General features: G+C 71.8%; 9 protein-coding genes. 4 read left to right on the forward strand and 5 right to left on the reverse strand.

Going from position 1 to position 14,216, the window contains the following annotated elements:
• Positions 1-119: 119 nt before the first annotated feature.
• On the reverse strand, positions 120-1,007 hold the full coding sequence (locus tag WMF28_RS25685; RefSeq protein ID WP_437595953.1) for a LolA family protein: 888 nt from the start codon (positions 1,005-1,007) through the stop codon (positions 120-122).
• Between the two features lie 169 nt (positions 1,008-1,176).
• Positions 1,177-3,039: an HTH domain-containing protein gene (locus tag WMF28_RS25690; protein WP_437595954.1), complete on the reverse strand. Its 1,863-nt coding sequence runs from the start codon at positions 3,037-3,039 to the stop codon at positions 1,177-1,179.
• Positions 3,040-3,587: 548 nt separating this feature from the next.
• On the opposite strand from WMF28_RS25690, the gene WMF28_RS25695 reads away from it, so the two are divergent.
• Positions 3,588-3,980 carry a hypothetical protein gene (locus tag WMF28_RS25695; protein ID WP_437595955.1) on the forward strand — a complete coding sequence of 131 codons (393 nt, stop codon included), beginning with the start codon at positions 3,588-3,590 and terminating at the stop codon, positions 3,978-3,980.
• Positions 3,981-4,028: 48 nt separating this feature from the next.
• On the opposite strand, the gene alaS is transcribed toward WMF28_RS25695, so the two are convergent.
• The 3 genes from alaS to WMF28_RS25710 all read right to left on the reverse strand — a co-directional run bounded on the left by alaS (position 4,029) and on the right by WMF28_RS25710 (position 10,229).
• Positions 4,029-6,782, reverse strand: coding sequence for an alanine--tRNA ligase (gene alaS, locus WMF28_RS25700; protein ID WP_437595956.1), 2,754 nt, complete (start codon positions 6,780-6,782; stop codon positions 4,029-4,031).
• A gap of 165 nt (positions 6,783-6,947) precedes the next feature.
• Positions 6,948-7,763, reverse strand: a complete 816-nt coding sequence (locus WMF28_RS25705) for a HEAT repeat domain-containing protein (protein WP_437595957.1) — start codon at positions 7,761-7,763, stop codon at positions 6,948-6,950.
• Positions 7,764-8,042: 279 nt separating this feature from the next.
• Positions 8,043-10,229, reverse strand: coding sequence for a TIGR04551 family protein (locus WMF28_RS25710; RefSeq protein ID WP_437595958.1), 2,187 nt, complete (start codon positions 10,227-10,229; stop codon positions 8,043-8,045).
• 391 nt (positions 10,230-10,620) lie between these two features.
• On the opposite strand from WMF28_RS25710, the gene WMF28_RS25715 reads away from it, so the two are divergent.
• From WMF28_RS25715 to WMF28_RS25725, 3 genes are all read left to right on the forward strand, one after another.
• Positions 10,621-12,687: an OmpA family protein gene (locus WMF28_RS25715; protein ID WP_437595959.1), complete on the forward strand. Its 2,067-nt coding sequence runs from the start codon at positions 10,621-10,623 to the stop codon at positions 12,685-12,687.
• A 134-nt stretch (positions 12,688-12,821) separates the two neighbouring features.
• Positions 12,822-13,613, forward strand: coding sequence for an OmpA family protein (locus WMF28_RS25720; RefSeq protein ID WP_437595960.1), 792 nt, complete (start codon positions 12,822-12,824; stop codon positions 13,611-13,613).
• Positions 13,614-13,891: 278 nt separating this feature from the next.
• Positions 13,892-14,215 (forward strand): hypothetical protein, encoded by a 324-nt coding sequence (locus tag WMF28_RS25725; protein WP_437595961.1) that lies wholly within the window; start codon positions 13,892-13,894, stop codon positions 14,213-14,215.
• Position 14,216 lies beyond the last annotated feature (1 nt).

The raw sequence follows: 14,216 nt of genomic DNA on the forward strand, positions 1-14,216 counted from the left end.
GCGAGGTGGATTGCGCAGATCTAGACGTTCAACCGGGCGGCGTCCACGCCGTAAGGCGAGCGCGGCCGGCGCCGCCGGTGAGGTACGTAGTCCCCACAGGAAACACCTGCGCGCCGGACTCAGTCCTGGCAGTCGACATAGCGACGGACGACGCCGCCGGGGATCGGCTGGGTGAAGGCCCCTGAGATGAGGGGCGGATTCCACTTCGCCTCCTTGTATTGAAAGATGACGTCGTCCTCTGTATTGGGCACCCGCATGCGGATCGAGCGGGGGATCTCGGCCTCGCAGGCGCCGCCGCTCGGCGGGATCGGATCGTCGATCCCCTCCGGATCGACGCGCGGCGCCGCGGTGCGGATGATCTCGTGATGGCTGAGCTCGGCGTGATAGAGGTCCAGCCCGCGCTGCGCGACCCGGACCTCCCTGACGCGCAGGCGCTGCTGGCTCCACGGCAAGCGCCAGTCGTCCGGGCGCGGCTCGAGGTGGATCTCCTCCACCGCGTCGCGGGTGCTCTGGATCAGCACGCGGTAGAAGCCGTCGCCGTCCCAGGCGATCGAGGCGCCGTTCGGCTCGTGCACGAGCACCGGCGCCTCGCCGCGAAGCAGCGAGACGAGCGCGTGCCCGGGGATGGGCACCTGGGTGAGCCGCGACAGGTTGCACGCGCTCGCGGGCCCATGCAAAAGCTGCTTCTCCCCGACATCGAGCATCTGGAACAGGGTGCCATTCGACGTGAGCGTGTAGAGCGTCGCGCCGAAGGGGCTCACGATATCGAAGCGGACCCGATCGGGATTGACCGCCAGGATGTACACGTCACCGCGGATCCTCCCCTGACGCGAGAAGTGGTCGATCTTGGCGGTGCCCTGGACGCCGTTCACGCAGGCATACGTGGCCTTCATCCGGCCGAGCGCCGCGTCGGCGGTCGGGAACCGGGATGGCGGCGGAGCCACGGAAGCACAGCCGGTCACGAGCACGGCGAGGGACGCGGACCAGGCGATCGCGCGATGGCGCATGGGCGCGGACGCTGACAAGGATCGCCGAGCCCGTCAACCGCGGAAGCGGTGCGGGCGGCGTCACCGTGGAGGAAGGGCGCCGAAGACGGCGCCGAGGGGGAGGAGCAGAAGAGCGGCGCCGCGCGCATCCGGCCGGAGCGAGCCCCCGGCCGGACGCGCGCGGCCGGGGTCAGGACGCCCGGAGCGCCTCGAGCAAATCGACGTCAGGGATCGCGATCGGCAGGCGGGCGCGGAGGACAGCGACGTCGTTCTCCTCGCAGACGCGAGCCACAGCGAGCCCGTCGAAGAGGGAGATCGGCGCGGTCCCCGGGATCGCGGCCTCCTCGCGCGCGCCGGAGAGCATCTGACCGGCGGTCAGGATCCAGCCCGCGGTCGCGGGGCCGTAGTGGTGGAGCGAGCCGCGCAGCTCGGTGACCCGCTCGCGGCCGACCTCGCGGCCGTCCCGACGGACGACCAGCGCCAGCTTGATCTCGTCGCCCGCCGTGCGGAGCGCCCCGGAGAAGTGGCTCTCGCCGCCCGGCGCCCCGGCGCGGCGCACCGCGCGCAGCTGGCCGAGGCCGATGCGCTCGAGGGCGAGGACACAGATCTCGACGAACGCGTGGCCCGGGAGCTCGGAGAGCTTGCGCGCGAAGGCGCGCCGCGCGGCGTCGCGGTAGCGGTCCACGGCGGCGAGCGCCTCCTGCTCCAGCCGCGCGAGGTCGCCCGGCAGCAGCCAGTCGGTCAGCGCGAGCCGGCCGCCGGCGAAGCGGAAGCGGGGCCGCTGCCCCGCGGCGATGCGGCGCGCGTTGTCGGCGCGCACGGCGGCCGCGACCTGGGACTGCACGAGCTGCACGTCGCCGGCGAGCCGGCCGCGGCGCTGCGCCGTCTCCGCGATCTGCCGGAGCGAGACCGCGCCCGCGTTCCGGTCGAAGGTCGAGAGGATCCCCGCGATCGCATCGGCGAGATCGCGGCCGGCCAGGTCGTCGAGCGCGTGCCCCTCGCCGCCCGTGAGCTCGATCACCTGCGGGCCGCGGTAGACCGGCTCGGCGCCGAAGCCCTCGGCGCGCTCGGCGCGCTCGGGACGGTCGAAGCGCTCGGGTCGGTCGGCGCGCTCGGTGCGCTCGACGCGCTCGGTCCGGTCGGTGCGCTCGGTCCGCTCGGAGCGCGGCGGCTCACGGCCGTTCTCGCGCCGCGCCTCGAACACCGGCGTCGCGACGTAGGAAGGCAGCCCACCGGCGTTCGGGGTGGCCTCCGCGGTCCCGCGGCCGCGGCGGCGGCGGCGGCGGCGGCGGCGTCCCTCGCCCTGATCGCCCGACGAGCCGGGGGTCGCGCGGTCGTCGCCGCCGAGGATCGGCTGATCGTCGTCGTCCTCCTCGTCGAAGAGCTCCGCGGCGCCGGCGACGGCCTCGGCGCGCATCGCCTCGTCCGGCCCCGGCGGCTCGGCGTCCTCGATCTCGCCCTCCTCCTCGTCGAGGTAGGCGCCTACGGCCCGCGGGGACGAGGGCGCAGGCGACGGAACGGCCTCACGCGCTGCCGGGATCTCCACCCCGTTCAACCCGGCCATCTCGACCGCGTTCGTCGCGCCGGCCACGACCTCCTCGTCGTCGTCCTCGTCGTCGAACGCCGGCGCAGCCTGCGCCGCCCCAGCCGCGGCCTCGACCGCCTCGCCGTCGACGGCCAGAGCGCCCGGATCGCTCTCTTCCACCGCCTCGCCGTCGGCGGCCGCCTCGAACAGGGTCGGCTGCTCCCCCTTGCGCGCCTTGACCGCCTCGGGCTTGCCGCCGCGCTTCGCCTTCTTGCCGTCGACCCCGGCCTTGATCGTCTTCTCGTCCCACTCACGCAGCGCGAAGACGCCCGGCTTGACCCGCACCAGGGGGTTGTCCGCCGTGTCCTTCTTCAGCGTCGCCGCCAGGCGGGCGCCCATCGTGACCTCTGGGCTCTTGCCAACGTGGCTAAGGAGGTTCTTCTCGATCGCGATATCGGTGATCTCTTTATAGTGAAGCGGTCTACCGATGAGGCGAAGGACCTCGGCGGCTGCATCCGTGAACGTCATCTTTGTTCGCCCTTCGGGGCGCACCGCTCGGCGGGCGCCCTCGTCGTCCCCATCGCGGCCGCCCCGTCCTGCTGTGGCTGACGAAGCGCGCGGGATACCCCACCGCGGCCGGGAAACGCACATTCGCTCCCACTCGGCCACGACGCGCGGAACGGCCTGCTCGTAGCATGCACGGGAACCGCGGTCAACGGGCGGCGCGATCTGCCTCAAGATAAGCCGCTGGCCGAGCTCTGGGGTGTGGAACCGGCGCGCGGCCGGCGCGATGCCCGGGTCGGCCGCGCGTGGCAGCGAGCGCGCGACGCGGGCGTGAGCGTGGCGCGGGCGTGAGCGCGGCGCAACTGCGCGCGGGCCCTGCTGCACAAGCATCGATGTCGCGCGTGAGCGGCTGTAGGCCAGTCCGGAACACGGGATAAGCCGGAGACGGGAAATCGGTGGAGCGGTTGTCGGAGCGGTTGTCGCAGGGCGCGAGGGCTCCCGCGCGGCCGCGGCGGCCACAACATCGCTTTTGCGCTTTGCCATCTCCTGGATAAGGGGGTTACGCTGCGTGGGTGGAGCTTTCGCGGCTGCTCGATGAGCTCACCCTGGCGGCCGACAGGGTCGGCATCGCCGTCAGGATGGAGGCGTTCGATCCGCACCTGTCGGACGCGCGCAATCCGCGCGGCGGGCTCTGCACCGTGCTCGGCCGGCGGCTCATCCTTGTCGACGCCAATGCGTCGCTGCCCGATCGCATCGCCACCATCGCGACCGCGCTCGCGCGCGTGGACCTGGAGTCCATTTTCCTGCCGCCGATCGTGCGCGCGACCATCGGCGCCCACGCCCGCGGCGCGCGGCCGCGGGCGCCCGCGCCGGGCGAGCCGGTGCGGCTGCCGACGCGCCACGGGAGGAGCGGAAAACCCCCGAAGCTCCTCCCGCTCGCCCGCACCAAGTGGCGTGACGCCTGAGCGCGGCGGCGCGCCCGCCCCCCTCGGGCGCGCCGCGCGTGCAGCGCGCTACGATGCGAGCGCCCGCTCGACCTCGGCGTAGATCGCCGCGATCGCCGCATCCAGCTGCCCGACGTCGGTCCCGCCGGCCTGCGCCATGTCGGGGCGGCCGCCGCCCGAGCCGCCCACGATGCGGGCGATCGGCTTGATCAGCTCCCCGGCCTTGAGCCGCTCGGTCGCCGGCTTGGAGACCATCACCGCGAGCTGCGCCTTGTCGCCCACGGCCGCGCCGAGCAGCACCGCCGCGCGATCGCCGAGCTTGTCGCGCAGCTTCTCCGCCAGGTCGCGCAGCGCGCCCGGGTTTGTGCCGTCCGGCATCCGGCGCGCCAGCACCTTGATCCCGCCGATCTCCCGCGCGCCCTCCAGCATCGCCTCGATGCCGCCGCCGCCGCCGCCCTGCGCCGGACCGGCGCCCTCCAGGATCCGCCGCTCGAGGTCCGCCACCTTCTTCTCGAGCTCCCGCTCGTGCGCCACGATCTTCCCGATCTTCTCGGCGAGATCGCCGCCCTGCGCCTTCGCGACCTGCCGCGCCCGCGCGAGCTCGGCCTCGACGCCCCGCGCGTAGCCGAGCGCGTTCAGCCCCGTCGACGCGAGGATCCGGCGCACGCCCGCGGCCACGCCGCCCTCGCTCGTGATCTTGAACAGCCCGATGTCGCCGAGCGCGCGCGCGTGCGTGCCGCCGCAGAGCTCCACCACGTCGGGCGTCATCGTGAGCATTCGCACCGTGTCGCCGTACTTCTCCTCGAAGATCGCCATCGCGCCCCGCCGCCGCGCCTCGTCCATCGGCAGGATCTCGGTCGTCACCCGCGCGTTCGTGAGGACCTTCTCGTTTACCAGATCCTCGATCCGCGCGATCTCCTCGCGGGTGAGGGGCCTGTTGTGCGTGAAGTCGAAGCGGAGGATGTCCGGGCCGACCCGCGAGCCCTTCTGCTGCGCGTGCTCCCCGAGCACCTTGCGCAGCGCCCAGTGCAGGACGTGCGTCGCCGAGTGGTTGCGGCGCGTCGCCGACCTCGCCGCGTTGTCGACCGCCAGGTGGACGCGCTGCCCCACCTCGATCGCCCCCTCGCGGACCACGCCCTCGTGCACGACAAGCCCGGCGACCGGCTTCTGCGCGTCCTTCACCTCGACGCGCGCCCCGTCCGCCGTCACCTCGCCGCTGTCGCCGACCTGGCCGCCCGACTCGGCGTAGAACGGCGTCTCGCGGACGACGATCTCGACCGCCTCCCCCGCCTCCGCGCGCGGGACAGGCGTCCTCATCTTGCGCGCCTTCTCGCCCTCGCCCTGCGCCTCGACCCGGAGGATCGCGACGATCTCGCTGTCGCCCTCCTCGTGCTCGTAGCCCGTGAAGACGACCGGCTGCGCGAGCTGCGCGCGCGCGGCGCGGTGCGCGGGATCCACGGCGGCGTTCGGATCGATCGGGCCGTCCGCCTCGGCCGCGCCGTGGATGACCGCCTCGGCCCCCGGGACGTCGACGTCGAAGTTCGACTCGGCGCAGATGACCTGCGTCAGATCCAGCGGGAAGCCGTAGGTGGTGTAGAGATCGGCGGCCGCGGCGGCCGGGAGCGTCCTCTCGCCCGACGAGCGCATCTCCGCGAAGCGCTCGTCCAGGATCTTCATCCCGCGCTTCAGCGTGGAGCGGAAGCGGACCTCCTCGTCCTCGGTGACACGGGCGATGAGCTCCCGCCGGTCCCTGAGCTCCGGATACGTCTCGCCCATCCGGCGGACCACCTCGAGCGCGACCTCGTGCAAGAACGGCCTGTCGATCCCGAGCCGGTGCCCGTGCCGGATCGCGCGGCGCATCACGCGGCGGAGCACGTACTCGCGCCGCTGCCGCTCGGGCATCACGCCCTCGGCGATCAGGAACGCTGTCGTCCGCGCGTGATCGGCGATGACCCGCATCGACACGTCGTCGTCGGCGCTCCCGCCCGTGTACGGCTTGCCGCTGAGCTCCGCGGCCTTGTCGACGAGCCCCCGGAGCAGATCCGTATCGTAGTTCGACGTGGCGCCCTGGAGCACGCTCGCGATCCGCTCCAGGCCCATACCCGTATCGATGCTCGGCGCCGGCAGCGCGACGAGCGGGCCGTCCTTCTCGACGCGCTCGTACTGCATGAACACATTGTTCCAGATCTCGGTCCAGCCGGTGCCGTCCATGCGCGGCTCCTCGCCGAAGCGCGAGACGTCGGGCTCGTTCCCGTGGAAGAAGTGGATCTCGGAGCAGGGCCCGCACGGGCCGACGTCGCCCATCGTCCAGAAGTTGTCGGCCAGCCCCAGCCGGAGGATCCGGTCGTCGCCGAAGCCGGTGACCTTGCGCCAGATCGCCGCGGCCTCCTCGTCGGCAGGAAAGCCCCCCTCGCCGTTGTAGATCGTGACCACGAGCCGCGAGGGAGAGACCTCGTAGACCTTCGTCAGGAGCTCCCAGGCAAAGGCGATCGCGTCTTCCTTGAAGTAGTCGCCAAAGCTGAAGTTGCCGAGCATCTCGAAGAACGTCTGATGGCGCGCGGTCACGCCGACGTTCTCCAGGTCGTTGTGCTTGCCGCTGATCCGGATGCACTTCTGGCTCGAGGCGGCGCGCTGGTAGGGGCGCTTGTCCTTGCCTGTGAACACGTCCTTGAACGGCACCATGCCCGCGTTCACGAACATCAGCGTAGGATCGTTCTGCGGCAGCAGCGGCGCGCTCGGAACGACCTCGTGCCCGCGCTGGGCGAAGAACTCGAGGAACGTGCGTCGGATCAGATCGGAGCTGGCAGGCGTTGCGATGGACATAGGAGGAGGCGCGGTCTAGCACGACCGGAGAGCGGCTTCCGCCCGCTCGATGCGCCGGCCCCGGCCGCTGCGGACGCGCGCGCGCCGGCCGGGCCCGCCGGCGCCGCCGGACGATCGCGGCCGGCGGCGCCGGCGGGCCTGGCCGGCGCCGGCGCGGCGCGCGGGTCAGCGGCCGGAGGGGACGACGCTGCTGCCCGAGGCGGCCTCGAGGGCGAGGGGCGCCCGCTGCAGCGCGCTCTCGATCGCGCCCGCGACGGCGTCGGTCTGCAGCTGGGCGAGCTCCCGCCGGCCGCTGGCGCGCCGCGCCTCGGCGACCGCCTGGGCCGAGCCGGTCATCGAGCCCTTCAGCGTCTGGCTGGGCATCTCGCGGATCACGTACTCGACCCTGGCCGAGAAGCCGATCCCGTCGGACCCCTGGCGCCTGTTCAGCTGCGTGACCGAGCCGTCCAGCGTGAAGGCCGGCAGCTTGCGGCTCTTGCCCTGCGCCGCCACGTCCGTGCCGTCGGCGACGACCTCGATGTCGGCGAACTGCGCCACGCGGTTGCGCGTCTGCTGCTTGAGCAGCGAGCCGATCATCGCGTCCTTCACGCCGGAGCGGTTCTCGAACTTGCCCAGGCTGACCAGGAAGCGCGCCTTCGCCGACGACCTCGAGAGCCGCTCGATGGCGGCCTCGATCGGGCGCTTCCGGCCGGCGGCGGGCTCGAGGTTGAGCGCCGCCTTGAGCGCCGGCACCGCCGCGGGGTTGCCCAGCGCGCCGAGCGCGGCCGCGGCCGAGGCGCGCACCGCCGGGTGCGGATCCTTGAGCGCCTTCTCCAGGGCGGGCCGCGCGCCCTGGCTCTTCGACCTGCCGAGCGCCAGCGCCGCCGCGACCCGCAGCCGGTAATCCTTGCCTACCGCGATGTCGCGGAAAGCGGACGTGTCGCCGTCCTGCGCGCTCGACAGGGAGGTCGACCCGAGGACCATCGAAGTCGCCAAGAACATCGCAATGAAGAGACGACGAACCATCACGTCCCTCCGGAGAACGGCGACCCTCGCCACCTGCTCTCCTCGGTGAACCACGGAAGTCTCGCGACGCGCCTGGCGTCCAGACGGTCTTATCCTTGGCCAGGACGGTCGCGAGATCAAGGCTCCTTTGGCCTGCGATGGCTCATGCAGGACTCGTGACGAGGGCGACGACGTCGTCGCTTCACACCGCTTTACCGCCCCGAGCGCTCATTTCCAGACACACTGCCACGAATGAGCCCAGGGCGGCTTGTCGACTCAGAAGAGGATACCGAGATACCAGCGCACCGTCTGTGCGGTCTCGAGGTCGATCTTCTGGGCAGCCTGCTCCCCCGGGAGCTGGCCGAGGCCGCCGAGCGGGAACAGCACGCCGTACTGCACCGCCGTGTAGAAGCCGCCCATCTTGTCCGGATCGTCGTTGAGCGTCCCGTCCTTCGACTGGAAGTACAGCTGGCCGTTCAGCTCGAGGCCGAGATCCCTGGAGTTCCCGGGCGCCTGCACGAACTCCGAGGCGCGGCTCCAGATGGCCGCGGCGCCGATGCCGGCGCGCTGGCCGTTCTTGTCACGAGCGAAGTCCCAGTCCACGCCGGGGCGGAAATAATACGCCCCCTGGACCCGAGACAGGATGTTCCTGAACAGGATCTGGTCGACGCGGTAATCCGGGTGGAAACGGAAGGTCGAGTAGGTGCGATCGGTCGAGTTCTGGGGGTCCATGCCCTCGGCCACGGGCTTGAGGGAGGGCACGTCGTCGTCGCCGGTCGCGTAGCCGAAGCCGAAATGCAGCCGCAGCCGGCCCTCCATCTCGGTGAGCTCGGCCTGGGTCGCGATCCCGAACTGGCGGATGCCCCAGCCGGTGTCCTTGTCGGAGAGGACGTTCGCGTAATCGGCCTCATCCTGCCCGCGCAGATCGAGGGATCCGTAGATCATCGCCGCCTCGAGCTCGAAGCGGAACTTCTTGTAGAGGAACTGGAACCACACGTCGGGGAGGATCATCTCCGCACCCCGGTGCCGGTACCCAGCCGCGACGGCGTCGGCGCTCGCGCCGAGCGAGGCGGACGTCTTGGCGTCGAGGCTGCCGGCGTAGTCGTTCGCCAGGGTCTGCTGCCGGTAAGCGAAGTAGACGCCGCCGTTCACGACCGTGTTGCCGCGGGCGAGCTCGAGCTTCTGGAGCTCCGGGTTCTTGCGGCGGACGGCGACGAACACGTACTGATCGACGTCATCGGCCTGGGCGAGGTCGTAGGGCTGGCCCTCCAGGTCGTGGAGGGAGGCGCTCGTCGCGCCCTCGTTGGTCCAGTCCCACGCACCGGCGAAGTAGAGGTCGTATTTCTTGATCCCCGTGACGAACATCAGCCGATCGACGGTCGACTGGTAATCGGAGTCATGCCCATCGCCGCTGTTCGCCACCATGCCGAGGCCCCAGTGGTTCGGCATGCGGCCGAAGCGCAGGAGCCCTACGGGGGTCATGTACTCGCCCCAGATCCGCTTGACGGAGATCGAGTCCTTGGGTGAGTTGATGCCGGCGCTCGGCGCCCACTGGGTGCCGGCGAAGGCCCCGAGCGGCGAGTACCCGCCCCGGCGGACGACCTCGTAGCCGCCGCTCGCCCCCGGCCGGTTCGCGTAGCCCTCCGGGGTCGAGCCGAGCACCACGTTGTCGAGCAGATCGACCTGCGAGAGGATCCGCAGGTTGTCGCTGATGTGCAGCTCGGGGTTGAGCCGGAAGCGCATGTTCGCGCCGGCCTGGGTGTCGTTCGTGCACCGCTCGAACGTGCGCGAGCCGCCGCTCGTTGTCTCGCTCGGGTTGCAGAGGTTGACCGGGTGGTCCGCGTTGTAGGAGTTGTCGGCCGGCTGCGGCCAGAGCGCCTTGTCGCGCGCGTCGAGGCGGCCGAGGGCGAAGCTGTTGAAGAGCTCCCACCGGAGCCGGTAGTAGCCGTGGAACTCGAACGTCGGCCGCGCGTGGGACCACCAGTCCTCGGCGTAGACCTCGCTGGGCCGGGCGCCGATCTCCCCCTGGGTCGCCTTCCGCTCCGGCTGCTCGGCGGCCGTGGCCGCCGCCGGTCCTTCCGAGGCCTCCAGGCCGGCCGGCTGCGGCGCGGCGGGGGCGACCGTGTCGCCCGGCGGCATCAGCGGCTCGCGCGACGGCGCCGGGGGCTCGAGCGCCTCCACGTCGTTGCCGCCGACCGGCGCCGCGCCGGGCTGCACCGGCGCCGCGCCGGGCTGCACCGGTGCCGCGCCGGGCTGCGCGCCGCCGGGCTGCGGAGCAGGAGCGCCCGCCTGGCCGGCAGGCGGCTGCGCTGGGGCCGCCGGCGGCTGGGCCGGCCGGCCCGCCGGCTGGGCGGACGCGGAGGACGCGCCCAGCACGAGCGCGAGCGCGAGGCCCGACCGGAGGCGACGGCGAGGGGTGCCAGGGCTGCACGACGTTCCCGGAGACCGCAACGAGATGGGCATCTGCTTGGTTTCGTTCGCGCGTTTTCGCCCCGCGCGCAGGAAGAGGTTGAAAGTTCCGAGCTCTCGGTGGCCCGGAGGCCGGGGGCCGATGTCTCATGCCCGGCTTGTGTGGTCAAGGCGCCGCTCGGGGCCGACCTCTGGAACCCAGACCCCGGAACGCCGCGCGGGCCCCCGCGCCCCATCGCGCACGGTCGCTTATTTGAGCCCTCTTGGAATTCCGCGCATGATCCGGGAAGATCCACCCGCAGCGGTGGATGCCGCCGGGCGTCTCGGCTGCCGTACTCGCCTCACCGTCCGCGCGGGGCGCCGCTGTCCCGGCGCACGTCCGTCCTGCAAGGCGCCGTGCGCTGCAGGATGCTCACCGACCGGGAAGATGTGTGAAAGGGGATAGATGAGAACGCTGCGAGCGCTGAGTCTGCTGTCGATCGTGGGCGCTGGGGTGGGGCTCGCCTCGAGCGTGGCGCGCGCGCAGGAGGCGGCCCGCGAGGGGGAGTTCTCGGTGCAGCGGTTCGAGCCGGCGCCGGGCTCGAAGAACTACCTGAGCGTCGAGGGCGCCCGGATGGAGGCGTCGCTCGGGGTCACGGCCGGCCTGATGTTCGACTACGCCCGGGAGCCGTTCGTCGTGGAGAGCTGCGTCTCGGCGACCGACTGCTCCGCGCCGGACGCGCGGGACAAGCGGGAGGTGCCGGTCATCTCGGACCTGCTGACCTGGAACCTGCTGGCCTCGATCACGCCAGCGCCGTGGCTCCAGGCCGGCCTGCGCTTCCCCGTCGCCTACGCGAGCGGCCAGGGCATCGACGCCGCGACCGGCGCGGCGCCCGCGGAGGGGCTGAAGGCGTTCGGCGCGGGCGACCCGACGCTCGAGGTCAAAGCGCGGTTCTTCGGCGGGCCGCGGGATCCGCTGGTGCTCGGCGCGGCGGCCGACGTGAGCTTCCCGCTCGGGCACGCGACGAGCGAGGGGAGCTACCTCGGCAGCTCGTCGCCGGTGACCGCGGGGCTGCGCCTCATCGTGGACGGCAGCGCCGGGCCGCTGTCGTTCGGGCTCAACCTGCGCGGCAAGCTGCTCCCCGAGACGGCGCGGATCGCGACGACGGAGGTCGGCCCTGTCGAGTTCCGCTACGGCGGGGCGCTCGGCTACCAGATCAACCCGACGCTCCGCGTGCTCGCCGAGGGGTACGGCGCGACCCAGTTCAAGGCGCGCGGCGGGACGAACTCGCTCGAGGTCGACGGCGCGCTCCAGATCGCCCCGCGCGACCTCGGCCTCGTGTTCACGGTCGGCGGCGGCGCGGGCATCGTCGAGGGCATCGGCGTGCCCGTCGCGCGCGGCATCGCGGGGATCCTCTTCGTGCGCGAGCCCGGCGACGCCGACGCCGACGGGATCGGCGACGCGGCGGACCAGTGCCCGACCCTGCCCGAGGACCGGGACGGGATCTTCGACGAGGACGGCTGCCCCGAGGACGACGGCGACGGGGACGGCATCCCGGACGAGAGCGACCGCTGCCCGGCGAAGGCGGAGGTCATCAACGGGCTCGACGACAAGGACGGCTGCCCCGACGAGCTGGCGGATCGCGACAAGGATCGGGTCCCCGACGCCCAGGACAAGTGCCCGGATCAGGCGGGCCACGTGCTCCTGCCCGAGCACTACGGCTGCCCCGACAAGGACGAGGACGGCGTGCCGGATCGGGTCGACAAGTGCGTCGACGCGCCCGAGGACACCGACGGGTTCGAGGACGAGGACGGCTGCCCCGACCCGGACAACGACCGCGACGGCGTGCTCGACGCGCAGGACGAGTGCGTCGACCAGCCCGAGGTCAAGAACGGCTTCAAGGACGAGGACGGCTGCCCCGACGAGCTCCCCGACACCGACGGGGACGGCATCCCGGACGAGAAGGACAAGTGCCCGACGCAGCCCGAGAACCTGAACGGCGTCGAGGACCTGGACGGCTGCCCGGACCGCGGCGCGAGCCTCGTGCAGGTCGGCGAGGAGGACATCAAGATCCTCCAGCGGATCGAGTTCGCGCTCAACAACGACAAGATCCATGGCGCGCAGAGCTTCGCCGTGCTCGACGCCGTTGTGTCGGCGCTGATGCTCCACCCGGAAATTTTCAAGGTGGAGGTCGCGGGCCACACGGACAACGCGGGGCCGGCGGACCTGAACCGCGCGCTGTCGCAGCGACGCGCCGAGGCCGTTGTCGCCTACCTCACGCGCAAGGGCATCGATCCGAAGCAGCTCGTGGCGCGGGGCTACGGGCCGGACAGGCCGATCGACGACAACAGGACCGCCAAGGGGCGCCAGAAGAACCGGCGCGTCGAGTTCACCATCCTGCACTCGGTGAAGAAGCCGCTGCAGGCGCCCGGCGATCCGGCGGCGCCGGCGGCGACAGCGCCGCCCGCCTCGACGCCGGCAGCGCGGCCTGCGGATCCACTGCCGCTGGCCCCGCCGCCGCCGAAGCCCTGATCCCTCCTGTCCCACGGCGCACGGCCGCGTGGACGGGCGGAGCCCGGCGTCCTCCCCTCTGGATCTCTCGCCCCGTCTGAGCGAGGCTCTGGCCCGCGGCACCGCGCTCCGCGGTACGGAGCCATGGAGAAAGCATGAACCGGACACTCATCGCGCTACCTCTCGTGCTGTCGTCGCTGTTCGCCGCGGGCTGCGGCCACTCCGAGCAGGAGTGGAAGGCGCAGCTCGCCAAGTACAACGACCTCCAGAACCGGAGCCAGAAGAAGGAGGCGGAGCTCGAGAAGGAGCTCGCCGAGGCGAAGCAGCGCGTCGAGGAGCTGGAGAAGCAGCTCGCGGACCAGGGCGCCGACATCTCGAAGATGACCTCGACGCTCGAGGACCGCGAGAAGGCCCTGGCGGAGTACAAGGCGCGCGCGAAGCAGCTGGAGGCGATCCAGGCGCGGTTCAACCTGCTCCGGAAGAAGCTCGAGGAGCTGACAAAGCTCGGCCTGGAGGTCCAGGTCCGCCGGAACCGGATGGTCATCTCGCTGCCCGGGGACGTCCTGTTCGACTCGGGCAAGGACACCCTGAGCAAGGAGGGCCAGGCGATCCTGAAGAAGATCGCGGACGTCATCCGCGGGGACAAGTCGCTGGTGGACCGCGATTACCAGGTCGCCGGGCACACGGACAGCCAGCCGTACAAGAACGGTCCGTACTACGACAACTGGGGGCTGTCGCTGATGCGCGCGCGGTCCGTGCTGCTGTTCCTGATCGGGCGGGAAGGCCAGCTGCCGACGCGGCACTGGAGCGCGGCCGGGTTCGGGGACACCGACCCCATCGCGAACAACGCCACGCCGGCCGGCAAGCAGAAGAACCGCCGGTGCGACCTGATCGTGATGCCGGACGTGGACGAAATGCTCGACCTGACGAAGCTCGCCACGAAGTGAGGGCGGGCGGGTGAGCGGGGGCTCGCAACGCGCGGGCCCCGCGTCGCCGCGGGGGCGGGCGGGGCGGTGTTCCGGGCCGGCAATTCGTGAGCTGGCTCACGTCGACATGAAAAAGCTGGGTGATTTCGAGATCCTGGCTCCTGAATCAACCACAACGCGTTGAGGTGGCGGGCGTCCGGGGACGCCGGCGACCTCAACGCGCTCAGGCGCGCGGGAGCGACGGCATGCCTGAGACGCGTCCGCTCTGTGACGTTGCGAACAACAAGGAGAAAAGGGTCATGAAGATTCGTTCCATCCCGCTCGTGATCTGCGTCTTTGCCCTCGGTGCTGCGTCGTGCTCGAAGGAAGCGCCGAGCGCCGGCAAGGCGGCGCCCGAGCCGACGCAGGCGGCGCACGCGCCAGCCGACGTGAAGCCCGGGTCCCACGAGGACTGGTGTGGAGAGCACGGCGTGCCCGAGTCCCAGTGCACGCGCTGCAACCCGGATCTGACGCCGGCCTTCAAGGCCACGGGCGACTGGTGCGCGGAGCACGGGCTGCCCGAGTCGCAGTGCCTCAAGTGCAACCCCGACCTGAAAATCGTCAGACCGCCGAAGGGGAGCTGAG

It is taken from the genome of Sorangium sp. So ce590 (assembly GCF_051521365.1).
In the GTDB taxonomy this organism is placed as follows: domain Bacteria; phylum Myxococcota_A; class Polyangia; order Polyangiales; family Polyangiaceae; genus Sorangium.